Origin of the sequence: Ensifer adhaerens, from assembly GCF_000697965.2 — a bacterium.
Taxonomy (GTDB): domain Bacteria; phylum Pseudomonadota; class Alphaproteobacteria; order Rhizobiales; family Rhizobiaceae; genus Ensifer; species Ensifer adhaerens.
Map to the genome: position 1 here is coordinate 2,321,506 of NZ_CP015880.1, position 23,814 is coordinate 2,345,319.

Annotated in this window: 23 protein-coding genes; 6 read left to right on the forward strand and 17 right to left on the reverse strand. The window is 64.1% G+C overall.

The annotated features are described in order from the left end of the window. Positions 1–41 precede the first annotated feature (41 nt). The 17 genes from derI to FA04_RS11315 all read right to left on the reverse strand — a co-directional run bounded on the left by derI (position 42) and on the right by FA04_RS11315 (position 18,233). The gene (derI, locus tag FA04_RS11235) at positions 42–485 is read right to left on the reverse strand and encodes a D-erythrulose-4-phosphate isomerase (RefSeq protein ID WP_034792218.1); all 444 of its coding nucleotides are present in this window, start codon (positions 483–485) and stop codon (positions 42–44) included. 41 nt (positions 486–526) lie between these two features. Then, positions 527–1,294, reverse strand: coding sequence for a triose-phosphate isomerase (locus FA04_RS11240; protein ID WP_034792216.1), 768 nt, complete (start codon positions 1,292–1,294; stop codon positions 527–529). Then, on the reverse strand, positions 1,291–2,070 hold the full coding sequence (locus FA04_RS11245; RefSeq protein ID WP_034792214.1) for a DeoR/GlpR family DNA-binding transcription regulator: 780 nt from the start codon (positions 2,068–2,070) through the stop codon (positions 1,291–1,293). The genes FA04_RS11240 and FA04_RS11245 overlap by 4 nt, the downstream gene beginning before the upstream one ends. Positions 2,071–2,170: 100 nt before the next feature. Then, positions 2,171–3,109, reverse strand: coding sequence for a sugar phosphate isomerase/epimerase family protein (locus FA04_RS11250; RefSeq protein WP_034792212.1), 939 nt, complete (start codon positions 3,107–3,109; stop codon positions 2,171–2,173). A gap of 14 nt (positions 3,110–3,123) precedes the next feature. Next, positions 3,124–3,975, reverse strand: coding sequence for a TIGR01459 family HAD-type hydrolase (locus tag FA04_RS11255; RefSeq protein ID WP_210339096.1), 852 nt, complete (start codon positions 3,973–3,975; stop codon positions 3,124–3,126). Beyond that, complete coding sequence (locus FA04_RS11260; RefSeq protein ID WP_034792210.1) at positions 3,972–5,258, reverse strand: FGGY-family carbohydrate kinase; 1,287 nt, start codon at positions 5,256–5,258, stop codon at positions 3,972–3,974. The genes FA04_RS11255 and FA04_RS11260 overlap by 4 nt, the downstream gene beginning before the upstream one ends. Next, complete coding sequence (locus tag FA04_RS11265) at positions 5,255–6,307, reverse strand: class II aldolase/adducin family protein (protein WP_034792208.1); 1,053 nt, start codon at positions 6,305–6,307, stop codon at positions 5,255–5,257. Before FA04_RS11265 ends, FA04_RS11260 begins: the two co-directional genes overlap by 4 nt. Positions 6,308–6,317: 10 nt before the next feature. Next, positions 6,318–7,835, reverse strand: coding sequence for a glycerol-3-phosphate dehydrogenase (locus FA04_RS11270; RefSeq protein ID WP_090425622.1), 1,518 nt, complete (start codon positions 7,833–7,835; stop codon positions 6,318–6,320). Between the two features lie 14 nt (positions 7,836–7,849). Continuing rightward, positions 7,850–8,887 carry a 2-hydroxyacid dehydrogenase gene (locus tag FA04_RS11275; RefSeq protein WP_034792206.1) on the reverse strand — a complete coding sequence of 346 codons (1,038 nt, stop codon included), beginning with the start codon at positions 8,885–8,887 and terminating at the stop codon, positions 7,850–7,852. Continuing rightward, positions 8,884–10,461: an FGGY-family carbohydrate kinase gene (locus FA04_RS11280; protein ID WP_034792204.1), complete on the reverse strand. Its 1,578-nt coding sequence runs from the start codon at positions 10,459–10,461 to the stop codon at positions 8,884–8,886. The genes FA04_RS11275 and FA04_RS11280 overlap by 4 nt, the downstream gene beginning before the upstream one ends. Next, positions 10,461–11,585 carry an ABC transporter ATP-binding protein gene (locus tag FA04_RS11285; RefSeq protein WP_034792202.1) on the reverse strand — a complete coding sequence of 375 codons (1,125 nt, stop codon included), beginning with the start codon at positions 11,583–11,585 and terminating at the stop codon, positions 10,461–10,463. Before FA04_RS11285 ends, FA04_RS11280 begins: the two co-directional genes overlap by 1 nt. Then, positions 11,582–12,700: an ABC transporter ATP-binding protein gene (locus tag FA04_RS11290; protein WP_034792200.1), complete on the reverse strand. Its 1,119-nt coding sequence runs from the start codon at positions 12,698–12,700 to the stop codon at positions 11,582–11,584. The genes FA04_RS11285 and FA04_RS11290 overlap by 4 nt, the downstream gene beginning before the upstream one ends. A gap of 3 nt (positions 12,701–12,703) precedes the next feature. Next, positions 12,704–13,561, reverse strand: coding sequence for a carbohydrate ABC transporter permease (locus FA04_RS11295; protein ID WP_034792198.1), 858 nt, complete (start codon positions 13,559–13,561; stop codon positions 12,704–12,706). Between the two features lie 11 nt (positions 13,562–13,572). Further along, positions 13,573–14,496 (reverse strand): carbohydrate ABC transporter permease, encoded by a 924-nt coding sequence (locus FA04_RS11300; RefSeq protein ID WP_034792195.1) that lies wholly within the window; start codon positions 14,494–14,496, stop codon positions 13,573–13,575. Between the two features lie 185 nt (positions 14,497–14,681). Beyond that, on the reverse strand, positions 14,682–16,124 hold the full coding sequence (locus tag FA04_RS11305; RefSeq protein ID WP_034792193.1) for an extracellular solute-binding protein: 1,443 nt from the start codon (positions 16,122–16,124) through the stop codon (positions 14,682–14,684). A gap of 122 nt (positions 16,125–16,246) precedes the next feature. Next, a complete protein-coding gene (locus FA04_RS11310) occupies positions 16,247–17,212 on the reverse strand; it encodes a sugar-binding transcriptional regulator (protein WP_034793557.1) in 966 nt (321 codons plus the stop codon). 277 nt (positions 17,213–17,489) lie between these two features. After that, entirely contained in the window at positions 17,490–18,233 is a 744-nt protein-coding gene (locus FA04_RS11315) for a helix-turn-helix transcriptional regulator (RefSeq protein ID WP_164475044.1), read from the reverse strand. A 245-nt stretch (positions 18,234–18,478) separates the two neighbouring features. On the opposite strand from FA04_RS11315, the gene FA04_RS11320 reads away from it, so the two are divergent. The 6 genes from FA04_RS11320 (at position 18,479) to FA04_RS35120 (ending at position 23,800) form a co-directional block, all read left to right on the forward strand. Further along, the gene (locus FA04_RS11320; protein ID WP_034792163.1) at positions 18,479–19,561 is read left to right on the forward strand and encodes an ABC transporter ATP-binding protein; all 1,083 of its coding nucleotides are present in this window, start codon (positions 18,479–18,481) and stop codon (positions 19,559–19,561) included. A 69-nt stretch (positions 19,562–19,630) separates the two neighbouring features. Continuing rightward, positions 19,631–20,791, forward strand: coding sequence for a polyamine ABC transporter substrate-binding protein (locus tag FA04_RS11325; protein WP_029742636.1), 1,161 nt, complete (start codon positions 19,631–19,633; stop codon positions 20,789–20,791). A 230-nt stretch (positions 20,792–21,021) separates the two neighbouring features. Further along, the gene (locus FA04_RS11330; protein ID WP_029742635.1) at positions 21,022–21,888 is read left to right on the forward strand and encodes an ABC transporter permease; all 867 of its coding nucleotides are present in this window, start codon (positions 21,022–21,024) and stop codon (positions 21,886–21,888) included. Continuing rightward, complete coding sequence (locus tag FA04_RS11335; RefSeq protein ID WP_029742634.1) at positions 21,888–22,706, forward strand: ABC transporter permease; 819 nt, start codon at positions 21,888–21,890, stop codon at positions 22,704–22,706. Before FA04_RS11330 ends, FA04_RS11335 begins: the two co-directional genes overlap by 1 nt. 4 nt (positions 22,707–22,710) lie before the next feature. Then, the gene (locus FA04_RS11340; RefSeq protein ID WP_034792159.1) at positions 22,711–23,472 is read left to right on the forward strand and encodes an SDR family NAD(P)-dependent oxidoreductase; all 762 of its coding nucleotides are present in this window, start codon (positions 22,711–22,713) and stop codon (positions 23,470–23,472) included. Positions 23,473–23,629: 157 nt separating this feature from the next. Beyond that, positions 23,630–23,800 (forward strand): hypothetical protein, encoded by a 171-nt coding sequence (locus tag FA04_RS35120; protein WP_156552976.1) that lies wholly within the window; start codon positions 23,630–23,632, stop codon positions 23,798–23,800. The last annotated feature ends 14 nt before the right edge of the window (positions 23,801–23,814 follow it).

Genomic DNA, 23,814 nt, shown 5'->3' on the forward strand with positions numbered 1-23,814 from the left:
CCGGGAACCGGATGCAGACGGCAAGCCGCCCGCCCCTTCCCTCAACCGGCTCTTGCGGCATCCAGGCGATTGATCGCCTCGACATTGCCGGCTGAAGAGCCGTTCGGGTCGAACTCGGACGCGAGCCAGGTGTCGACGATCGACTTTGCCAGCTCCGGACCGATGACGCGGGCGCCCATGGTGATGATCTGGGCGTTATTCGACTTGGCGGCCCGCTCGGCCGAATAGGTGTCGTGCGTCAGCGCCGCGCGGATGCCCGGCACCTTGTTGGCCGAGATGCATACACCGATGCCGGTACCGCAGAACAGTATGCCGCGGTCATGCTTGCCCTCGACAACCTGCTGCGCCAGGTTCTGTGCGAGGTCCGCATAGAAGCCGGACTGGCTGAGATCCACGACTTCCACGTCGCTGCGGCCACCGAGATGGGCGGCTATGACATCCAGCAGGGGCTTGCCGGCGCTGTCGGCTCCGATTGCAATCTTCATGATTGTTCCTTTCGTTCTTCTTGAGCTGCAACGGCCGGGGCTCAGATCGCCTTGGCGACACGCTGCAGAATGTCGAGATAGCCAGTGACGTCCCAGGCGGAGCGGCCGATGAAGAGGCCGTCGATATGCGCCTGGGTGATCAGTTCTTCGCAATTGCCGGGGTTGACGCTGCCGCCGTAGAGCACCGGCACGCGACGGCCGAGGGCGGCTTCCGCCACCTCTGCGATGCGCTTGTGGCGCTCGTCGGCATAGTCAGCCGTCGCCGGAATGCCGTTGACGCCGATCGCCCAGACCGGCTCGTAGGCCAGCAGGATCGTCGCCTTCTTCGCCGCGCCTTCGAGAAGTGCCAGCGCGCCTTCGACCTGGCGCTTCAGCACCTGATCCGCCTCGCCCGCTTCGCGCTCAGAAAGCGTCTCGCCGATGCAGATCAGCGGCACCAGACCATGGCGCACGGCGGCTGCCGTCTTCAGGCCGACGGTGCGGTCGGTCTCGCCGAAATGCTCGCGCCGCTCGCTGTGGCCGAGCTCGACCACATCGAGGTTGCAATCCGCAAGCATCAGCGGCGACACCTCGCCGGTCCAGGCGCCGGCATCGTCCCAATGCATGTTCTGCGCGCCGACCTTGACGCTGGTGCCGGAAAGTCGCGCCTTGACCTCACGCACCGCCGTGAACGGCGGAATGACGAAGCGCTGGATGCGGTCGTCGCGCGAAGCGTCGGCAGCCGCCAGGCCGTCGGCAAAGACCATCGCCTCGGCAAGCGTCTTGTTCATCTTCCAGCTGGTGCCGACCCACAGGCCTGACTTGCTCATGCTTTCTCCTTGAGATTGTCGATCCTGACCAGCCGGATGCCTGCCTCTTCGAGCGGTGCGGCATGTTCGGCCGAAACTTCAGCGCCGGTCAGCACCGCGTCGAAGGAATCGAGCCCGGTCAGGAAATGGAGCGCAGAGCGCCCGAATTTGTCGTGGTCTACTAAGAGGTATTTGCGCTTGGCCGCCTTCACCATCAGGCGCTTGGCCTGCACCACCTCCTGGTCCTGGTGGAAGGCCGTGGTGCCTTCGATGGCAGAACTCGAGAGAAAGGCGATATCGACGCGCAGCGACCGCAGCGCCTCGTCCGTGACGATGCCGAAGAAGCCGTTGAACTTCTTGCTGTATTGGCCGCCGAGCGCGATGACGTTGATGCCCGCAGCACCTGAGAGGCTGGTGATCACGCCGAGATTGTTGGTGATGACCGTCAGCGGCCGGATGTCGCGGATGCAATCGGCGATCGCGCCGGTGGTCGAACTGTCGTCGATGAGGATGCTCTGCCCCGGCTCGATCAGGCTCGCCGCATGTTCGGCGATCCGCCGCTTTTCGGAGATGGCGATCTTTTCGCGGTAGCGGAAATCGCTTTCGAATTGCGGGCTCGACTGGATCGAGGCGCCGCCATGGACCTTGCGCAAGAGGCCCGCTTGCTCGAGGTCGTCGAGGTCGCGATGCACTGTCATCTTGCTGACGCCGAAGCGCAAGGAGAGGTCTTCGACGGAGGCCGTTCCGGCCTCCATCAACACATCCATGATCGCCTGTCGCCTGTCTTCCGGCTTCATCGTCTCGGTCCCGATCCCGCGCAGCCTCGACCACGCTCACCGTGAGAAGGTAACACCTATTTGTGATATTTCAATTTATCTAACGTGATTTTGTGATCTTTCAGTGTGATTTTTCTGTGCGATTGAAGCCCGTATCGATATGCGGCTCCCAGAATTCGACCGACTCCCGGATCATCTCGACGACGTTGTGGTCCGTCGGCTCGCGTTCGCGGAAGGAAAGCTCCAGGCAGATCTCGTTGTCGGTGCCGCCACCGGCCTTGACCGCGCCGATCAGCCTCTCCGGCGTGATGCGGCCGTCGCGGTTGTAGGCGGCGGTGAACGGCCAATGACCGCCCTTGTTCATCGAGGATTGCTTGATGTGGATGATCGGCGAGCGCTCAGGGAACGCCGCCGCCCAGGCATAGGGATCGATGTCGTTGGGGTTGTCGGAGGTGACGTCGCCGTGGTCGATATCGACCATCATCTTCATCGGGATCGGCAAATGGGCTTCGGCGAGCCGCCGGTCGAGCGCACGGCATTCCTCGATCGTGTGGCCGAACTCGCGCCCGACCGACATCGGCTCCCAGAAGACATAGGAGAGCCCCGCCGCCTTGCCGTGCTCGGCAACTTCGCGCCAGCAATCGATGGCGATCCGCATCATCGCCTCGCGCCGCGACGGGTCGTCGTAATCGCGAAGCGTGAAGATCGCGAACTGCGTGCCCATGCCCGAGGCGCCAAGATCGGCGGAGATATCGGCGAAGGTCTTGAACCAGTCGACATAGTAGCGCCTGACATCCGGGTCCGGATGGCCGAAATGATTGAGCCGACCATAGGGGCCGGTCATGCCGGAGGTGATCTTCACGCCGGTACGGTCGAGCGCCCGACTAAACTGCCTGACGGTCTTGGCGATCGTTGCCGCCGGCCAGCCGGGATTGACGAACTCGTGGGTGAGCTGAACGTAGCCGATGCGGATCTTCTCGGCGATCGTGTCGATCAGGTCGTCAGGCTCGGCGAAGCGGTTGACCAGCGGATTGGTGTTGAGCGACAGCGTGAAGGCCACGACCTTACTCCCGGCTACCAGAGAAATTTCGGAAGGATGAAATCGGGGTTGGCGCCGTGTTCGGCAAAGAGCTTGCGGCGCTCCGCGTCCGAGGCGCGCTCCAGGATCCCCGTCGTCACCAGTATCGAGCGAAGTCCCGCGCTCGCGGCACCGGCAATGTCATGCTCGATGCTGTCGCCGATCGCGCAGACACGCGTCGGATCCGGATGGCCGAGGAATTCCAGCGCGGCTGCATAGATGTCGGCAAAGGGCTTGCCGATCCAGCGCACACTGCCGCCAAGCTCTTCGTAGAGCTCGGCGATACGCCCGGCGCCGAAGGCGGTACCTTCCTTGATCAGCATCACCTTGTCCGGATTGGTGCACAGGCAGGGCACGCCGCGTCTGGCGGCCGGCGCCAAAAGCGCCTCGTAGTGGGAAAGCGGATGGACATCGCCCTCGCTCGCGGCGAGCAGCACGAAATCGGCATCGGCACCACTGGTCGTGCGTTCGAGGTCTAACCCCGTCAGCGGCGAGAGGTCACCGTCGCGACTGATCAGCAGGCACTTGCGCCGCCCACCGGTGGCACCCTCGCCCTCCCGCCTGAGAATCTGCCAGGCGACCTCGCCCGAGGTCAGGAACCAATCCCAGCTCCCCGCGACGAAACCGAGATCGACGAGGCGACGGTCGTTTTCCGCCGAGCGCTTGCCGGAATTCGAGAGGATGATGATGCGCTTTCCCGCATCCTTCAGCTTGACCAGCGTTTCGGCCGCACCCGGATAGGGCCCGCGGCCATCGCGCAGCACGCCGAACTGATCGATCAGGAAGGCGTCGTAGCGATCGGCAATCTCGCCAAGCCTCGCTATCGCAGTCGTTTGAGCAAACGTCACAGCACACCAGCCTTTCTGGCACCGGCCAGCGCCAGCCGTGCCGTGCCGGCCGCCGCCTCCTCGGACAGGACGGGCAGGAACGGCACGCCGAGCTTGCGCGCCCGGATCGCGCTCCAGGCCGCGTTCTTGGCGCCGCCGCCGACACCGCGAAGCGATCGGAGCCCCGGTCCGCCAAGCGACGCCAGCCGCTGATAGGCGAGGCTCTCGACGCCGGCGATGCCCTCGAAGATTGCCTTGAGGAAGGTCGCGTCATCGGCCGGCCGCGGGCTCATGCGCGGGGCGAAATCCGGATCGGCGATTGGGAAGCGCTCGCCGGGCTTCACCAGCGGATAATAATCGAGCCCGGTGTCGACGGCCGGATCGATCCCGGCCGAAAGTGCAGCGATCCGCTCCGGCGAGAAATGCTCGGCCAGCACCACCCCGCCCGTATTGGACGCCCCGCCGGCGAGCCACATCTCGCCGATGCGGTGACTGTAGAGCCCGTATTCCGGCGCAAACAGCGGACGGTCGGACAGCATCTTCGCTGTCAGCGTCGTGCCGAGCGCGCTGACGCCGTCGCCCGGCTGATCGGCGCCAGTGGCGAGAAACGAGGCGCATCCGTCCGTGGTGCCGGCAACGACCACCACCTCGCTTGAAAGCCCGAAGGCTCCGGCCGCTTCCGGCGAGATCGTCGCGATCGGCGCACCAGCCGGCAGCACATCCGGCAGCAGTTCGACGCGGGCGCCGGTCTTTTCCATCCAATCCGGCCAGGACCGCGACACGGGATCGTAGCCGGTCTTCAACGCATTGTTCTCGTCGGAGACATCGTAGAGCCCGGTGAAATGCCCGGCCAGCCAATCGGCCTGATGGATCACCCGGAACACGCCCGGCACAGTCTGGAAAGCGAGAAGCTTGGCAAGGCCGGATGTGGCGCCATGGGCCGCACTTTCGCGCGGCGCATAGGCAGAGACCGCATCGAGCGGTGCGCGGTCGGCAACCGGGTCGTTGTACATCATAGGCGTTGCCAACGGCGCGCCCGCATGATCGACCGGCAGCATCGTGCCCGATGTACCGTCGATCGAAAGTGCAACGACCTTCTGCCTGTCGGTACCCCCAAGCGCTTCTTCGAGCGCCGCCTGCACGGCCTTCCACCAGCCGATCGGATCGCGGTGATCCGCAGAAAAAGCCGAGAGCTTCGCTGCACCCGATGCCACGACCGTGCCGTCCGCCGCCATCGCGACCGCACGGGCGCCAGAGGTGCCAAGGTCGATGCCGACGACCAGCTTGCGATTGTCACCGCTCATTGCAGCACCTGTCCGGCGCGGTTGAGCTGCTGGCGGTATTTCTCGGCGTCCCAGCCGAGAAGCTCGGCGTTCTCCGCCTCGGTCAGGTAACGTAACCGTGCGTCCGCTGGAATGCGTGCCGTCACGTCGGCAAGGCACCGCGCCATGGCGAAGGCACCGGCAGAAATCTCCTTCTGCACGAGCACGCCCTTGCCCGGGAAGAGCAGCAAGGGCGGCAGGCTGTCGCCGCTCGCACGCCGCTTCGTCTCGATCGAAAGCGCGGTCTCGCCGGGCGCGGCCACCGACACCCCCTTGCCGAGGAAGATGACATGATCGGGATAGAGACTGCCGCCGGCAGCAAGCCGGCAACTGTCGAGATCGGCGGCGACCGAATGCAGGGCAATGTCCTCCGGCAGCCGGTAATCGCTGTCGACCGCAAGCCGACCGAGCGACGCGAGATCGGCGGCCAGCGCCTGCCGACGCGTGCCGGTCAGGCGGCGGGTAATGTCGGTGAGCAGGATCGCCGCGTCGACCACGGTTTCAGCGGCGACGACCAGGCCGTGATTGCCGAGGATCAGAACCGACGTGTTGTCCTGCATCCGCTCAGCGATTGCTCTTGCAAGCGGCAGGCCCGGGCGGGCATAGGGCACGAAAACATGGGGGTAGCCGGCAAGCCGCTCAGCAGTGATCGCCGCACCGTTGGTCTGCACCGCCGTCGCGATCGTCTCGACGCAGTGCACATGCACCACCACCTTCTGCGGCATCAGCGCATGCACGGTGGTTTCGATCGAGGGGCGCAGGCCCGAAGGGTTGCGCTCGGTTATCACGAAATCCTGCGCCTTCTCGGTTGCCGGGTCGTTCGCTTCCAACGCATTGAGCAAGGGCTCGAGTGCCACCGGCACCATGACGTCGCGCTGGCGCGCATGCGCCAGCCACAGGCCCGAGGCCTTGATCCAGAGCGTACCGCCCTCCTTGATCGAGGTATTGCCGCCCGCCCCCTGCACCAGCAGCGGATCCGCCCCGACGCGGGCCGAAAGATCGAGAAGCGCTTCGAATTCCAGACTTCGCATCCGTTCTCCTTCAGGCCGCGGCCTGCTGGCGGTCCAGCCAATGAGTAAAGGCCTGCCGCTCGGCCGGCGTCATGTGCAGGCCATGCTTGGTGCGCCGGTCGAGAATGTCGTCCGCCGTCAGCGCCCATTCGTTTTCGATGAGGAAACGCGCCTCGCGCTCGCGAAAGAGCGAACCGAAAGCCGGGCCGAGATCATCAAGCGATGTAGCGCCGGCAAGCAGCGCATGCGTGCGGGTGCCATAGAGCCGCGCATAGTGTTTGACGAGATCCGATGGCAACCAGCGATAGCGCGCCTTCAACTCACCCAGGAACAGATCGAAATCGGCCGCCGCCATGTCGCCGCCCGGCAGATGCGCCTTCGCCGTCCAGGCCGGCCCCATCTTGGGGAAAAACGGCTTCAGCCGCTCCAGCGCATGTTCGGAAAGCTTGCGGAAAGTGGTGATCTTGCCGCCGAAGACCGAGAGCAACGGCGCCTGGTTGTCAGTCGCATCGACCTCGAAAATATAGTCACGGGTGACGGCCGAGGGGTTTTCGGCATTGTCGTCATAGAGCGGTCGTACGCCGGAGAAGCTGTAGACGATATCGTCCGACGTCAGCTGCTGCTTGAAGTAGCGGTTCACCGATTTCAAGAGATAGGCGATCTCGTTGCCGTCGGCGGTCACGTCCTCCGGACGGCCTTCGTAGGGGATATCCGTCGTGCCGATCAGCGCCAGGTCGTTCTGGTAGGGATTGATGAAGATGACCCGCTTGTCCGGGTTCTGCACCAGATAGGCCTGCCGCCCCTCCCAGAATTTCGGCACGACGATGTGGCTGCCCTTGACGAGGCGCACGCTGCGGGTGGAGTTCAGGCCCCCGATCCGGCCGATGACGTCGTTGACCCACGGACCGGCGGTGTTGACGACACAGCGCGCCCTCGCCTCGGTCTTGGCGCCGGTGCGCGTGTCGGTCATCTCGATAAACCAGAGCCCGTCCCGCCTTCGGATCGCGCTGCAGGCGGTCCGGGTCAACACCCGGGCGCCACGAGCAGTGGCATCGAGCGCGTTGAGCACCACGAGGCGCGCGTCATCGACCCAACAGTCGGAATATTCGAACGCTTTGCGATAATCGCGCTTGATCGGCGCGCCCTCGGGCGCCGTCGCAAGGTTGAGGCTGCGGGTGCCCGGCAGGCGTTTGCGCCCGCCGAGATGGTCGTAGAGGAACAGCCCGAGCCGGACGAGCCAGGCCGGGCGGTCCTGAGGGTTATGCGGCAGCACGAAGCGCATCGGCCAGATGATATGCGGCGCGGACTCCAAAAGCACCTCGCGCTCGATCAGCGCCTCGCGCACCAGCCGGAACTCGTAATATTCGAGATAACGCAGGCCGCCATGCACCAGCTTGCCGGAGCGCGAGCTGGTGCCCTGCGCCAGGTCGTCCTTTTCGCACAACAGCACCGAGAGCCCGCGCCCGGCCGCATCGCGCGCGATGCCCGCACCATTGACGCCGCCGCCGACGACGAACAGATCGTATATTCCGGTCTCGGAACTCACCATCGTTGCTCCTGTCATCAGCACGGATTGACCGGCGGCAGACCGGCGATGTAGCGGCGGACTTCCTCGGCCGCCATTTCGGCGGCGAAGGTGACGGTGCGTACCGAGGCGCCGGCAATATGCGGCGTCAGCGTCACATTCGCCAGTTGCAGCAGCGGCCAGTCTTTCGGCACCGGCTCGATCGCGAAGGTTTCGAGCATCGCCGCCGACAGATGGCCGCTCACCAGGTTCTCATAAAGGGCGTCGTAGTCGCAGAGCGGACCGCGCGCCGTGTTCACGAAGATCGCGCCCGGCTTCATCCTGGCGAAGGTCTCGGCGTTCATCATGTTGCGCGTCTCCTCCGTGACGCGCGGATGCAGGGTCACGACATCGGAACGGGAGAGAAGCGTGTCGAGCGACACCTGCTCGACGCCGGCGTTCAGATCATCGGCCGAGAGCTGCACATAGGGATCGTGCACCACCACCTTGGTGCCGAAGGCGCGCAAAAGGCGCACCACCTTGGTCCCGATATTGCCGTAGCCGATGACGCCGACGGTCATTTCGCAGAGCTCGCGACCGGTGCGATCGGCGCGGTAGAGATCGCCCCGCCACTCGCCCTTGCGCAAGGCTTCGTGGCCGGTGCGGATCAGCCGCGTTTCGGCGAGAATGGCACCAAGCGTGAACTCGGCAACGGCGTTGGCATTGCGGCCGGGCGTGTTGACGACGCGAACGCCGGCATCGCGTGCGGCCCCCATGTCGATGTTGACAGGACCGCCGCGCGAGACGGCGACGAGCCTCAAGCCGGGCAGTGCCTGAAGCATTCCGCGCGACAGAGGCGCCAGCTGCGTCACCAGGATCTCGGCGTCACCGATGAAGTCGATAATGTCCTCCGGCTTGCCGAGATATTCCTTGAGCCCGTCCATGCCCTCGACGGCATAGCCGTGCTCCATCGGCACATCCGGCCAGGGCAGTTCGAGCGTGCGGATGTCATGGCCGTTGCCGGTCGCCTCGACGATCTTGTCGCGAAACACGTCCGGCAGCATGAACCGGTCGCCGATAATGGCTATCTTCTTCATTTCGATGTTTCCTGTTGAGTTCCCGCGGCCGCACCTTGGGAGAGTGCGTGCCAGACGGGCCTGAGCGCTGTGCGCGACTGCTGGTAGGTGGGAAAGAGTTCGTTGTAGCGGCGGGCAAGCGCCGGATCGGCGGCCTCCGCGGGGCGCTGATAGGGCGTCACCCAATCGCCGAGGCAATCGGCCATCGAGGGATAGATGCCGAGCGAGACGGCGGCGATCATCGCGGCACCGGCAGCACCGGCCTCTTCCCGCTCGCTCGTCTGGACGCTGGCGCCAAGGGCAGCACCGAGGATGCGGCGGAGCGAGGCGCTGCGGGCAGCTCCCCCCGTCAGCCGGATGCGGCCTGGAAGCGGCCCCATCTCGGCGTAGCAATCGCGCGCCGCCATGGCGAGCCCGTCGAACACCGCCTTTACCATGTCGGGAAAGCCGTGGGTGATTGACAGCCCGACGAAGGACGCCCGCGCCGTCGCGTCGACGAAGGGGCCACGCTCGCCGGCTTCCGAGATATAGGGCTGGAAGATCAATGGCGTGTCCTTGGCATCGGCCAGCCAGCCGTCGACAAAAGCGAGCAACTCGCTCTTGGATTTCTCGACCCCCATGCCCTTCAAGAGGCCTGAGGCCAGCGAGAGGATCCAGTCGATATTGAGCGTCGCGGCCATGTTCGACTGCATCTGCGCATAGGCGCCGGGGATCGGCATGCACATGGTGTAGCCGGTCAAGTCCCGGTTCAGCCGCACATCGTCGGCGCCATTGGCGAGCCGCATGTGCATGCCGGTCGAGCCGATGATCGAGCAGCCGGTATCGGTGCCCGGATCGTAGAGCCCGGCGCCAAGGGCTGTGCAGACGACATCGACGTAGCCGAGCACGATGGGCGTGCCCTCGGTGAGCCCGGTGATCCCGGCCGCTTCCGCCGACAGCGGATGATGGGTCGCCGCTCCGTCGACGATCTCGGGCAGCACATGCTTCAGCTTTTCAAGGCCGAGAAAGCGGATGACATCGTCGCTATAGCTGCGGCTGCGGAAATTGCCGAAACTGAAATTCGCCTCGGAGGGATCGGTGGCGCGTTTGCCCGTCAGCTTGAAATAGAGCCAGTCCTTGCAGTGGAAGGTGGTGGCGACGCCTGAGAGCATCTCGGGCGCATGGTCGCGCATCCAGCGAAGCTGCGGCCCCTGCTGGCAGGCGGCAAGGCCCGAGCCGGTGCTTTCGAAGCGGGCGATATCGCCGCTGTCGGCGCGCAGCCGCTCGACGGTCTCGCCGGCGCGCGCGTCGAGCCACAGCCAGCCCTTGCCGACCGGCACGCCGGCCTTGTCGATCATCCATGTGCCGTCGCCCTGACCGGTCACGGCGATCGCAGCGACACGGCCGGCGAGGTTCTCGATCTTGTCGGAGAGCTGCTTCAGCGTCGTTGCCGCGTCGGCCCAGGTGCGGTCGAGGTCCTGCACGCTGCCGGCGCGGCCTACGGCCTCATAGGCGTTCGGTAGTGCCGCCGTGGCGATCTGCCGGCCGGTGAGATCGAAGGCCACCGACTTGATGACCGACGTCCCCGCATCGATGCCGATGAGGATGTCCCGCATCAGGCGAGCTCCTGTCCGTGACTGATCGCCCGTCCGCTCTCGCCATCGAACACATGCAGGCTCGACGGATCGAGATGAATGCCGATCGGCTGGCCGACATCGAGCTCCGTGCGATCGTGCTCGACCAGCACCATGGTGCCGCCGGCAAAGTCCGCGGCGATATGGGTCTGGTCGCCGAGCCACTGGTTGACGGCGACGCGGCCCGTCACACCATCAGCGCTGCGGCGCACCGAATAGGGCCGGATTCCGAGCACCACCTTCTGCCGCTTGATGAGTTCGTCGCGCACCGCATGCGAGAAATCCGACGCCGCATATTCGAGCCGCACGCCGTCCTTGAGCCCAAAGGCCATCTTGCTGTCCGAGCCGGTGACGCTGGCCTCAAAGACGTTCATCGGCGGCTCGCCGACGAAGGTGCCGGTGAACAGATTGGCCGGCCGCTCCTTGATCTTCTGCGGCGTATCGAACTGTTGCAGCACGCCGCCCTCCATGACCGCGATGCGGTCGGCAAGCGCGTTCGCTTCGGTTTGGTCGTGGGTCACGAGGATCGCCGTCAGCCCGCGCTCCTTGATGAAGTGCTTGATGCGGCCGCGAAGCAGCGCCCGAAGCTGCGGCTCGAGCTGTCCCATCGGCTCGTCGAGCAGGTGCAGGTTGGCGTCGCGGATCAGCGCCCGCCCGAGCGAGGCGCGCTGCTGCTGGCCGCCGGAGATCGAGCTCGGATAGCGCCCGAGAATGTCCTCGATTTCGAGCAGTTTGGCGATACTGGCCACCTTCTCGTCGACGACGCCCTGCGAGAGCTTCGAGGCCTTCAGCGCAAAGGCGATGTTCTCGCGCACCGTCAGCGGCGGATAGAGTGAATAGCCCTCGAATGCCATGGCGACGTTGCGGCGCACCGGCGGCAGCGTCTGGACCTCTTTGCCTGCAAGCGAGATCGTTCCGCGCGAGACCGCCTCGAAGCCGGCGATCATGCGCAAGGTCGAAGTCTTGCCGCATCCGGAGGAGCCGAGCAAAGCGATGATCTCGCCCTTTCGCACATCCATGTTCAGCTTCTTCACGGCATGCACGCCGAAGTCGACGGGGCCGTAGAACTTGTCGACGTCCTTGATCAAAAGAGCGGTGTCGGTCATGCCGCTTCTCCATTACGCTTGGCTGCAAGGTCGGCGCGCGGCAAAAGAGCGCCGCTCGTCTTGTCGAAGAGAAAGGCCTGCGCGCCATTGACGGCAATATGGGCAGGTCCGGCGGTCGGACCAGGCGTGCCGGCCGGACGCGACACCAGGATTTCGCGGCCGCGTGCCGTCAGCGCCAGCGTCACGGTCTTTTCGTTGAGCGGCGTTTCCGCCTCGACCGTCACAGGAATGGCGCCAGGTGCTGCCGCATCGACGAAACTGATCGCCTCCGGCCTGAGCCCGATAACGCACGGACTGCCGACGACATCGGCGCCATAGTCGCCGAGCCGCACCCGTACATTCGAGAGCTCGACGAAGGCGTCTCCGCCGCTGCGCTGCGGCGTGACATCCAGCAGGTTGATCGTCGGATCGCCGAAGAGCCGTGCGATCTCGATGTCGGCGGGCGCGTTGTAGATCTCTTGCGGCGTGCCGATCTGGCGGATGCGGCCTGAGGCCATGACCGCGATCCGGTCGCCGAGCGCCATCGCCTCCTTGTAGTCCTGGGTGACGTAGACGACGGTGGCGCCTTGCGCTGCGAGCAGTCGCGGCAGTTCCAGCCGCATCTCGAAGCGGAGCTTCGCGTCGACGTTGCGCAAGGGATCATCGAGGAGAAGCAGCGGCGGCGAGCCGACAAGCGCACGGGCAAGTGCCGTGCGCTGCTTCTGACCGTTCGACAGTGCCTTCGGGTGATGCGTCAGCACATGGTCGATCTTTAAGAGCTTGGCGACCTTCTGCACGCCTGCCGCTATTTTCTCCTTCGACGATCGCGTCGCCGTCAGCGGGCTTGCAATGTTGTCGAAGGCACTCATGTGCGGGAAGAGCGCGAAGTTCTGGAATGCCATGCCGACGCCGCGATGTTCGGCATCGACATCGGTCATGTCCTCGCCGCCGATCAGCACCCTGCCCTCGTCCGGCTCGATAACGCCGGCAACCAGCCGGAGCAGCACGGTCTTGCCGGCGCCGGAGGGGCCGAAGAGCACCAGCCGTTCACCGTCGGCGACGTCAAGCGTAAGATCGTCGAGAACCGTCTGGCTCTTGTAGCGCTTGACGATATTCTTCAGTTGCAGCGTGGTCATGAGTTACCCTTTCACCGCGCCGAGCGACAGGCCTTCGACGAGGTAGCGCTGGGCGTAGAGTGCAAGTGCGAGCGTCGGCGTCACCGAAAGCACGATGGCCGCGGCGATCTGTCCGTATTGGATGCCCGAGGAGGTGACGAAGGCAAGCGCGCCGACCGTCACCGGCTGCTTGTCGGCAGATGCCAGCACCAGCGCGAAGACGAAGTTGTTCCAGGCGAAGATGAAGGCGAGCAGGCCGGCGGCGGCAATGCCCGGTCCGGCAAGCGGCAGGGCGATCTTGCGGAACGTCGCAAACCAGGAATGGCCGGCGATGCGATAGGCATATTCGACGTCGGCCGAGATGTCCTCGAAGTAGCCGCGCACGATCCAGAGAATCAGCGGCAGGCAGATCAGCTGGTAGACCCAGATCAGGCCGAAGTAAGTGTTGGAGAGCCCGAGCCACTGGAAGTACTGCGTCAGCGGCAGGAGCACCAGCAGCGGCGGCGCGAAGCGGAAGGACAGCAGCGTGAACGCGATGTCTTCCGATCCTTTGAACTTGTGGCGGGCAAAGGCATAGGCCGCTGGCACGCCGAGCACCAGCGCCACGGCGACGGAGGCGACCGACAGGAAGATCGAGTTGCCGAGATTGCGCATGAAGGCGATGTCGAGCGTTCCGGCCGCCGTCTGCAGCTTGCCGGTGATCAGCGCCGCATAGTTGGAAAGCGTCGGCGAGAACACGACCGATGGCGGGATCGCGAGGATCGTCTCGTTCGTCTGGAACGACATCAGGAAGATCCAGAAGATCGGGAACATGAAGAAGACGACGACGAGCGTGAGGGCGAGACCGCGCAAGGTCCGTTCGAGCGGAGACATGGTTTCCATTGGTCCCTCCTTTACGCTTCGCCGCGTGCGCGTTCGCGCAGCCGCAGCCAGTTCTTGATGAAGACGTTGGACAGCGTGTAGGTGATCGCCCACAGGATGATCAGCAGTGCCGCCGACCGGCCGACATTGGTCGACTGGAAGAAGTTGAGATAGGCCTCGACCTGGAAGACGGTGAGCGTGTTGCCGGGCCCGCCCTGGGTCATCGCGTAGATGATGTCGAACTGCTGGATACTGTCGAGCAACCGGAACAGCGTTGCCGTCAGGATGTAAGGTGTGAGCATCGGAAGCGTGATGCGGAAGAAGACGAAGCTGCGCGGCACGCCATCGAGTGCGGCCGCCTCGAAGGGCTGCGTCGGCAGCGAGCGCAAGCCCGCAAGCAGCAGGATCATGATGAAGGGCGTATAGACCCAGATGTCGACGAGCACGACGGTGAGCAGCGCTGTGTCCGGCGAGGACGCCCAGCGGAAATCATGCAGTCCGATCAGGCTTGCGAGATAGCTGAGGATACCGAAGCTCGGATTGGTCATCAGCTTCCACATCAAGGCGGCCAGCGCCGGCGCGATCATCAGCGGCAAAAGCAGCATGATCGAGATGAAGTTGTTGACCGCGGAGCGCCGCTGCAGCAGCAGCGCGATGCCGAGACCGAGCAGCAGTTCCAGCGTCACGGTGAGGCCGGCATAGAGCAGCGACACTTTCAGCGTGTTCCAGAAGGCCGGGTCGGTGAAGAAGTTGAGGTAGTTTTCGCCCCAGTTGAACTGGCGCGCCCAGGGCTGGCTCAACCGGTAGCGCTGGAAGGAGTAGATGACCGCCGTGAAGAACGGGATGAGGATGCCGATGCAGACGAGCAGCGCCGGCAGGCTCAGCACATAGGGAAGCATCTTCCTGCTGATCCTGAAACCGGAGGCTGGTCTCTTGAGGGTTTCTGTTGAAGCCATGTCGAGCTCCGTTCCTGACGTCTTTGAAGAGCACGCGGCACGCGGCAGCCTTCAGGCGCCGCGCCAGTTCCTCGGCATCTCAGGTTGATTTCGGCGCGACCTCAAACCGGTCGCAACAGGCCGGTCGAGCCGGCATCTCGGGATCCCCGGCGCGTGCTGGCGCCGGGGATCGCTTGGGAGGCCTATCAGCCGAGACCCGCCTCTTGGAGCTGGCGGTTGATGCTTTCCACGAGCTGGTCGAGACCCTCATCGACCGGCACCTGCTTGGCGACCATCTTCTGCAGCGTCGACGCCCATTCGGTGGTCACGTCGAAGAACAGCGGCTGCGGCGTGAACTTGATGGAGGCGCCGGCGGCCGAGGCGTCGAACATTTCGACGTAACCCGGATACTTGCCGTTGAGCTTCTCGCGGAAGATCTCGTCCTTCCAGATCGACTGGCGAACCGGATCGACGAAGTCCATCTTGGTGGCGCCGAACAGCGCATGCTCCGGACCGGAAGCCCATTGCAGGAAGTACCAGGTGGCGTCCTTGTCCTTGGAGAAGTTGGACATGGCGAGCGACCAGATCCAGATGTTCGGCGTCGAGGCAGTGGCTTCCGGGTTGGCGGCGAAGGCGGCATAGCCGAGCTTGCCGGCCATCTTGTTGTCGCCACCGTTCATGAAGTAGCCGAGGCAATCGGCGTCGAAGATCATCGCCGAAGCGCCGGCGCCAAGGTCGGTGCCGACCTGATACCAGGTGTAGGTCGACCAGTCCTTCGGACCGCTTTCCTGGATCATCTGCACGAACTTGGCGTGGTAGGCCTTGGATTCCGCCGTGCCCATCGCCGCTGACAGCTTGCCGTCGGCCGAGACGTTCAGGTCCTTCTGGTTGAAGTTGGCATAACCCGACAGGAAGCCCGGATGGATCGTCGCCCAGGAGCGCGAACCGCGAACGCCGATGCCGTAGATGCCACCGATGTCCTTCTGCAGCTTGGCCGCCACCGTGATCATGTCGTCGAGGTTCTTCGGCAGCTCGACGCCGGCCTTGTCGAACATCTCGCGGTTATAGGTGATGTTGTTCTGCTCGAACGCCCACGGAATGCACCACTGCTTGGCGTCTTCCGAGCCGAGCGCCCCGCCCGGCTGGCCGTTCCAGGCGCAGGAATTCTTCACGCCTGCGAGGAAATCGTCCCAGTTGTAGTTGGGGTTGGTCTTGGCCGGATCCTTGATCCATTCGTTGAGGTCGGCGATCCAGCCGGCCGGTCCATAGGTCCAGGTCATGTAGGCGCCGGTCATGAAGGCATCGTATTCTGCCGAGCCCGAAGACAACGCCGCCGTCACCTTGTCGAAATAGACGTCTTCCGGAAACACGTCATAGGTAACGTCGATGCCGGTCAGGTCCTTGAAGGCCTGCAGGTTGGCGATCATCGCATCGGCGTAAGGGTGCTTGTTCAAAAGTAGCTTCAGCTTCTTGCCCGAATGCGCCTTCCAGTCGAAATCGGCGGCGAGCGCCTGCGTCGACATCATGTTGAACAACGTGCCGGCCGTGCCGGCTGCCAGGCCTGCAGCCCCCAATCCCTTGAGCATGCCGCGGCGGTCCACCTCCCCACGCAGGAATGCGCTGATGAGGTCCTTCTCCTTCTCGTACATTCGTCTTCTCCTCCGTTGCGGGTATGATTGCGACTGCCGGCTACCCCACCGGTATTCCTCCCGTTAAGGCCCGGATGGCAGATCCTCCCTGCCCTCCGCATGGCCTCGAATGTTTCAGCGCCTCATGCGCCGTCGGCGGCCAGCGCCCTCGCAGTCCTCTCGTCGGTGATGAGACCGCTCAATTGCCCGCTGGCGAGCACCGCCCGGATGGCCGGAACCTTGATCTTGCCGCCGGCAACAGCGACCGTGCGGCGGTTCTTCAGGTCCTCGCGGCTGAGCGTAAACGTGCGGTCGGAAAGCGTCGTCTCGACCGGCTTGCCGTCGCGGTCGAAGAAGTGGCCGAGCAACTCTCCCATCGCCCCGCCCTTCTGGATGTCCTCGATCTCGCTGGTCTCGATCATGCCGGTCGAAACCAGCGACGCCTCGCGCTCGACGGTGCCAATGCCGACCATCAGGAGATCGGCTGTCTTGGCGAGATCGAAGACTTCGCGCACGCCGCGCTGGCTGAAGAGCACGTCGCGATCCTCGACCGTGTTGGCGAAGAACGGCACTGGCATGACATAGGCCTCTGCCCCCGTACGCTCGGCGAGCCGGTGGATCACGTCATGCGGGTTGGCGGAGAACTTGCGGGTAAGCCCGCCGAGCAGCGACACGAAGCGGGTGTTGCCGCTGGCGATCCGCGGCAGATATTCGACGCAAGCAGCAAGCGTGCGGCCATGACCGACTCCGACCAGCGCCGTTTCGCCACGCTCGATCTCACGCTTCAGGAACTGTGCGCCGGAAATGCCAAGCGCCTTCAGCGGCAGGTCATCGGAATCGAAGTCCGGCACCACTTCGCAATAGTCGAGGCCGTAGCGCGCCGAAAGCGCCTGTTCGAGCTCCACGCATTCGGAGACTTCGCCGTCGATATAGACCTTCACCAGGCCTTCCTGGTTGGCCTTCATGATCAGCCGGTGGGCCTTGAGCGAGGTGAGCCCCAGGCGCTTGGCGACCTCCGCCTGGGTCAGGCCGCCGGCATAGTGCAGCCACGCCGCCCGTGTCGCCATGCTGGTTTCGTCATCACGAATGCCCGTCCCGCCAATCGTCATTGTCTCCACCCGGCTCTTGTTGCGCTGCATGATATTTTTTGCACCGCGTGATATTTTTATCCGTTAATGAAAGAAATTTCATGGCGTGAAATTTTTGTCAATAGCGTTTGACAAATGAGCGATCACGTTTGCGAAGAGACGGTTGAGCAGTTGCGGCGGCTGCACGCAGGGGCAGCGGTCGCAGGCAAGCGCCAGACGGCGTAGGCTCGTCAAAAGCGGAAAAAGGGCAACGCAGGCGAAGATCGAACGGCCGATCAGCGGTGCAAGGATCGCAGGATTATTGCCCGAGATTTCTCAGATAGAGCGACAGAAGCTGGGTCTGCGAGGAGATGCCGAGCTTGCGATAGACGTTGCGGCGATGAACCTTCACCGTGCCGGTGGAGATGCCGAGCCTGAGGCCGATCGATTCTGACGAATGGCCCTGCAGCACCAGTTCGATGATCGAGGCTTCGCGGTCCGTCAGATTGAGATGCTGCCAGACGCCGTCGGCCGGCGGGTGCGTCGCCTTGCGCCTGCTGCGCCCGGTTTTCGCCAGCGCCGCATCGAACCGGCGGCCGAGATCGGCCCAGTGATGGCGCACCAGGCCGGAGACCAGCGGCTCCACCTTTTTCAACAGCGCGAACTCCGTCGCGCTGAAAGTCCCCGTCGCCTCGCGCCGCATCAGCGAAAGCACGACGGTGATCTGCTCGTCGATCGGCACGAAGAAGCCGACCTCTTCGGCAAGCCCCGTCTGCACATAATAGGTGCGATAATATTCCGAGGAGAAGAACCGGTCGGGCGCCAGCTCCCGCATCCGCCAGACGCCGGGCTCACTCTTGATCGCCGCGTGGTAGAACGGGTCGAGCAGGTACGGTCCAGCCTGATAGAGGCTGACGAAGAGCACGTGATCCTTGGCGTTGAAGGTGCTGTAGAGGTCGATCGGGCGTTCCTTGCCGCGATAGGCAAAGACAACCACGTAGTCGAAGGTCATCAGCGTCGACATCAGCCGCCGATAGGTGGAGCCGACAGCATCGTCGTCCATCGCGGCACCCGCCACCAGCGGCGCCATGACCTGAAAAAGTCCTTCGAGATCGACGCTCAAACCGCCCTCCCGGCCGGTGTTTCCTGCTCTGGGGTATACTCCTCACACAGAGCAATCTGCGTTGAAATACCTCTCTCGGGGTATATACCGGCAGGGCACGCGGTGACTAGGCTGTGTGTCAATGACGGTGGAGTGCCAGGATGCAAGATCCTGGCGACATCCGATAACAACCGCAGGGAACAGACGTGACATCCGCTTCGACGAACGACATCGAGTTCCGTTCGGTCGCCAAACGTTATGGCGCCGTGACGGCCGTTTCCGACATCAATCTTCAGGTGCCGCGCGGCGCCTTCATGGCGCTTCTCGGGCCATCGGGTTGCGGCAAGACCACGTGTCTGCGCATGATCGGCGGCTTCGAGCAGCCGAGCGAAGGCACGGTCTTCATCAGCGGCGAGCCGATGAATGGCGTTGCCGCCTATCGCCGCCCGGTCAACATGGTGTTCCAGCACTATGCGCTGTTCCCCCATCTCGACGTCGAGCAGAACGTCTCCTACGGGCTGAAGCAGATGCGGCCGCGCATCGCCGGCGCCGAGATTTCTCGCCGCGCCCAGGAGGCGCTGGAGATGGTACGGCTCGGCGGTTTCGGCAAGCGCCGCATCCACGAAATGTCCGGCGGCCAGCAGCAGCGCGTGGCGCTCGCCCGCGCCATCGTCAACAAGCCGAAGGTGCTGCTGCTCGACGAGCCCCTCGCCGCCCTCGACAAGAAGCTGCGCACCGCCATGCAGATCGAGCTGCAGACGCTGCAGCGCGAACTCGGAATCACCTTCGTGCTCGTCACCCACGACCAGGAGGAAGCGCTGTCGATGAGCGATTTCGTCTGCGTCATGAATGCCGGTCGCATCGTCCAGGTCGGCCCGCCGCAGGAAATCTACGACAGGCCCGCAAGCCTCTTCGTCGCCGATTTCGTCGGCAAGACCAACCGCATCTCGGCGACCGTCGACGGCAACGCCTCGATCGAGCTCGCCAACGGCACGCGTTTTGCCGCCCCCGCGATCAACGGCACACGGGGGGCGGCCATGGTGGCACTCCGGCCCGAGGCGATCCGCCTGACGCGCAACGGTGCCGTCAGCACGGCGGCGCTGGCCGGCACCGTCACCCACCGGATCTTCCTGGGGTCAGCGGTCGAATATTCCGTCGCGGTCGACGGTCTCGGCGACTTCCTCGTGACGGCCGACCGCCGCACGCTCGGCGACAGCGAGCTGGTCGAGCCCGGCGAAAAGGTCGGCCTCGCCTTCGATCCGAACGCGCTTCACGTCTTTCCAGCCTGACATCGCCCGGCTTCCGAAGCCGGTTCTGCCGCCTACGCATGAACGTCAAACGATAAAGGGAACAGCGTCATGAGCAAATGGTACAGAGAAAATGCCCCTATCACCGCCGACCAGCTCGCGGACGAACTGATGCGCCTGAAGCGCGGCTCGGTCACGCGCCGCCACTTCCTCGGCGTCACCGGCCTCGGTCTTGCGACCGCCGTTCTGGCGCGCCAGCCCGGCCTCTTCAATTCCACCGCCTTTGCCGGCGACCTCGGCACGCAGATGTCGATCGCCACCTGGCCGAACTACCATGATCCGGCGACCTTCGAAGCCTTCCAGGCGGCCACCGGCGTTGCCGTCGAGGTCAACGTCTTCGGCTCCAACGAAGAGATGCTGGCGAAACTCCAGGCCGGCGGCACCGGCTGGGACCTCTTCGTTCCCACCAACTACACGATCTCGACCTATGTGAAGCTTGGCCTCATCGACGAACTCGATCTTTCCAAGCTTGCGAACTACGACGCGTCGACCGAGACGGCGCGCTTCACCAACGAAGGCATCGTCGACGGCAAGACCTATGCCGTGCCGAAGAACTGGGGCACGACCGGCATCGCGGTCAACTCGGCGAAGATCAAGAAGCCGGTGACGAGCTGGAAGGAATTCTTCGAGATCGCCATGACCGAAGGCGACGGCCGCGCCATGGTGCACGATTACCAGCTCACCACCATCGGCAACGCGCTGGTGTCGCTCGGCTATTCCTTCAACTCGATCAAGCCGGACGAACTCGCCAAGGCCGAGGAACTGCTGATCAAGGTGAAACCACACCTCTACGCCATCAACAGCGACTACCAGCCGTCGATGCGCGCGACCGATGCCTGGATGACCATGTGCTGGACCAATGACGGCGCCCAGCTCAACCGCGACATGCCGGAAATCCTGTTCACGCTCGGCAAGGACGGCGGCGAGATCTGGTCGGACTTCTACGCGATCCCGAAGAGTGCCGCCAACAAGGCCGCCGGCTACGCGCTGCTCAACTATCTGATGGCGCCGGAAAACGCCATGAAGGAGCACATCGCCAACGGCGCACCGACCACCGACAGCCGCGTCATGAAGCTGCTGCCGGTCGACGTTACCTCCAACAAGATCGTCTATCCGGACGAGGCCGCGCTGACGCCGCTCGAATTCGGCGCCGCCGTGACCCTCACCGACCCCGGCCGCGCCGAACTGATGGCGCGCTTCAAGTCGGCTTGATCTGGCATGTGACTGCCCCTCATCCGCCTGCCGGCACCTTCTCCCCGCAAGCGGGGAGAAGGAACAAGCGGCAAGCTCCCCGCCCTCCTGCTTCTGCCGGAAGAAAGGGACCGGGCGGGTGCCACAAATCCCCTTCCCCCACCTGCGGGGGGAAGGTGCCGGCAGGCGGATGAGGGGCCTTTCCCTCCCGCTCGCATCGAAGTGCTGATGAAACGCGAACGGAAGAATTTATGACCGCGGCAACGAACACGAAGAGAAACCTGGTGACGGCGGCGCTGGTGGCGCCGGCCGCGGCCTGGCTGATGATCTTCCTCGTGCTGCCCTTCATCGCCATGCTGGTCTTCGCTTTCGGCGAACGCGCACCGGAAGGCGGCTATCAGGCAGCCTTCACCTTTGCCCAATTCGCCAACCTGCCGACACGGGCGGCCGCCTTCTGGAACACGCTGATCCTCGCGCCGGTCGGCGCGCTCGCCTGCCTGCTGATCGCCTATCCGGTCGCCTATTATCTGGCGGTCAAGGCGAACCCGCGCTACCGGCTGATCCTCGTGTCGCTCGTCGTCGTGCCCTTCTGGACGAGCCTGCTCGTGCGCACCTATGCCTGGATGTACATTCTTGGCTCGCGCGGGATCCCCAATCTGCTCTCGATGATCGGCATCGAGGACGTGAGGATGTTGAACACGCCGGGCGCCGTGCTTCTCGGTATCGTCTACGGCTACCTGCCGCTGATGATCATGCCCATTTACGTGAGCCTTGAAAAACTCGATCGCCGCCTGCTCGAGGCCTCCGCCGACCTCGGCGGGAGGCCGGTGTCGACCTTCTTCGGCGTCACCCTGCCGCTCTCCTTGCCGGGTGTCATGACCGGCGTCGCGCTGGTGACGATCCTGCTGCTCGGCGAATACCTGATCCCGCAGCTCCTGGGCGGCGGCAAGGTTTTCTTCATCGGCAATGCGTTGGTCGATCTCTTCCTGCAATCGCGAAACTGGCCGTTCGGCTCCGCGATCGCCGTCACGCTGGTTGCCGTCGTCGTCGTGATCCTGATGGTGGCAATGCGCATTGCCTTCCGCGTCGCCGGCACAAGACAGGTGGATCTCGTCTGATGCGCGCCTTCATCTCCTCCGTCTACCTCTTCCTCTACGCCCCGATCGCGCTCGTCGTCCTGTTCTCCTTCAATGCCGGGCGCAATGCGAGCGAGTTCACCGGGTTTTCGACCGCCTGGTACGGCAAGGCGCTTGGAAATACCTTCCTGGTTTCGGCGCTGCAGAACAGCCTGCTGATCGCCTTTACCAGCGCCACACTCGCCGCGATCTTTGGCACCATGGCAGCCCTCGGGATGGAGCGGATGGCTCCGCGCAACCGGGCGATCTTCGATGCGCTGTTTGCAGCCGCAATCGTCGTGCCCGGTGTGGTCATCGGCATCGCCACGCTGGTCGCCCTCGTTGCCGTCTTCTCCTTCGTCAACCCGGCGCTGGCGACGATCTGGCCCGGCGACCAGCCGCCGCAGCTCGGCCTTGGCTACGGCTCTATCATCGCCGCTCACGGCCTGTTCTCGATGGCGCTGGTGACGATGATCGTGAAGGCCCGCATCGCCAGCCTCGGCCGCGATATCGTCGAGGCATCGAGCGACCTTTACGCGACACCGCTCACCACCTTCCGGCTGATCGTGTTGCCGCAGATCCTGCCGTCGATCCTTGCCGGCTTTCTTCTGGCCTTCACCTTCTCCTTCGACGATTTCATCATCGCCTTCTTCGTCGCGGGCTCGAAGACCACGCTGCCGATCTACGTCTTCGCCTCGATCCGCCGCGGCGTGACGCCCGAGATCAACGCGATCGCGACGCTGGTGCTCGTCGCCTCGCTGCTTCTGATCCTGACCGCCCGCATCCTGATGCGGGAAAAGAAAACGAAATCCGGGGAGTGAAACCATGATCCTGAAAGACCGGGTCGCGATCGTGACCGGAGCGGGCTCCGGGATCGGTCAGGCGGGTGCGGCCATCATGGCGCGCGAAGGCGCCCATGTCGTCGTCATCGACCGCAGCCTTTCGGCCGCGGCAACCGCCGTCGAGGCAATCGCCGCCAAAGGCGGCAGCGCCGAGGCGCTCACCATCGACGTGACGGATGACTCGGCCCTTTCTGACGGCATCGCCGATATCCTCTATCGCCACGGCCGCATCGACATTCTGCACAACCACGCCGGCGCCCAGGTCGCGGGGGACCTGGAAGAGGTCGAGGTCGCCGGCTTCGACCGCTCCTGGAACCTCAATGTCCGCGCCCATTTCATGGCAGCGCGGCTGGTCATGCCGTCGATGCGCGCCGCCGGCCGCGGCGTCATCCTCAACACCTCCTCATCCTCGGGCGTGCTCTACGACCGCGAGATGATCGCCTACACGACCACCAAACACGCCGTCATCGCCATGACCAAGCAGATGGCCGGCGACTACGCCCGCCACGGCATTCGCGTCAACGCGCTCTGCCCCGGCTGGGTCGACACCCCCTTCAACGAACCGTTCATCGCGCAAATGGGCGGCCGCGGCGCAATCGAATCCTATATCCGCGAAAAGGTGCCGCTCGGCCGCTGGGCCAGCGTCGAGGAGATCGCCGAGTCGATCCTCTTCCTCGTTTCCGACCGCTCCTCCTACATGACCGGCCAGATCCTGGTGGTGGACGGCGGCGAGACGGTGGTGTGATGAACAGAGAGTGCGGTAACATCCCGTCATGGTGAAGTGCCGCGGCGGAAAATCCGACACTGAAGAAGTGAGCGCCGGAAGGCCCACGCCGTGAGGCGGTCCCAATGCTCGCAATCACGAGATGGCAAGGCATGAGCCGGTTCAAGAATGGGCGCAGATGTGCCGCGTGTTGCATCACTTCGGCGTCATGAAGGATTACAGCGCAGCGGAATGCTACCGCATCGCCAAGGAACTGAAAAAGCTGGTCGCTGAAGGCAAGGTGGTGAAGATCAGTCGCGGGCGCTATCGCTTCCTGCCACCAGTCGACGACAGAAATGGTGAGGAATGACGGCGGCAAGTGAG

Coding starts and splice junctions, on each gene's coding strand:
- derI (WP_034792218.1), bottom strand. CDS start 485: ATGAAGATTGCAATCGGAGCCGACAGCGCCGGCAAGCCCCTGCTGGAT.
- FA04_RS11240 (WP_034792216.1), bottom strand. CDS start 1,294: ATGAGCAAGTCAGGCCTGTGGGTCGGCACCAGCTGGAAGATGAACAAG.
- FA04_RS11245 (WP_034792214.1), bottom strand. CDS start 2,070: ATGAAGCCGGAAGACAGGCGACAGGCGATCATGGATGTGTTGATGGAG.
- FA04_RS11260 (WP_034792210.1), bottom strand. CDS start 5,258: ATGAGCGGTGACAATCGCAAGCTGGTCGTCGGCATCGACCTTGGCACC.
- FA04_RS11265 (WP_034792208.1), bottom strand. CDS start 6,307: ATGCGAAGTCTGGAATTCGAAGCGCTTCTCGATCTTTCGGCCCGCGTC.
- FA04_RS11270 (WP_090425622.1), bottom strand. CDS start 7,835: ATGGTGAGTTCCGAGACCGGAATATACGATCTGTTCGTCGTCGGCGGC.
- FA04_RS11275 (WP_034792206.1), bottom strand. CDS start 8,887: ATGAAGAAGATAGCCATTATCGGCGACCGGTTCATGCTGCCGGACGTG.
- FA04_RS11280 (WP_034792204.1), bottom strand. CDS start 10,461: ATGCGGGACATCCTCATCGGCATCGATGCGGGGACGTCGGTCATCAAG.
- FA04_RS11285 (WP_034792202.1), bottom strand. CDS start 11,585: ATGACCGACACCGCTCTTTTGATCAAGGACGTCGACAAGTTCTACGGC.
- FA04_RS11290 (WP_034792200.1), bottom strand. CDS start 12,700: ATGACCACGCTGCAACTGAAGAATATCGTCAAGCGCTACAAGAGCCAG.
- FA04_RS11295 (WP_034792198.1), bottom strand. CDS start 13,561: ATGGAAACCATGTCTCCGCTCGAACGGACCTTGCGCGGTCTCGCCCTC.
- FA04_RS11300 (WP_034792195.1), bottom strand. CDS start 14,496: ATGGCTTCAACAGAAACCCTCAAGAGACCAGCCTCCGGTTTCAGGATC.
- FA04_RS11305 (WP_034792193.1), bottom strand. CDS start 16,124: ATGTACGAGAAGGAGAAGGACCTCATCAGCGCATTCCTGCGTGGGGAG.
- FA04_RS11310 (WP_034793557.1), bottom strand. CDS start 17,212: ATGACGATTGGCGGGACGGGCATTCGTGATGACGAAACCAGCATGGCG.
- FA04_RS11315 (WP_164475044.1), bottom strand. CDS start 18,233: ATGGACGACGATGCTGTCGGCTCCACCTATCGGCGGCTGATGTCGACG.
- FA04_RS11325 (WP_029742636.1), top strand. CDS start 19,631: ATGAGCAAATGGTACAGAGAAAATGCCCCTATCACCGCCGACCAGCTC.
- FA04_RS11330 (WP_029742635.1), top strand. CDS start 21,022: ATGACCGCGGCAACGAACACGAAGAGAAACCTGGTGACGGCGGCGCTG.
- FA04_RS11335 (WP_029742634.1), top strand. CDS start 21,888: ATGCGCGCCTTCATCTCCTCCGTCTACCTCTTCCTCTACGCCCCGATC.
- FA04_RS11340 (WP_034792159.1), top strand. CDS start 22,711: ATGATCCTGAAAGACCGGGTCGCGATCGTGACCGGAGCGGGCTCCGGG.
- FA04_RS35120 (WP_156552976.1), top strand. CDS start 23,630: ATGTGCCGCGTGTTGCATCACTTCGGCGTCATGAAGGATTACAGCGCA.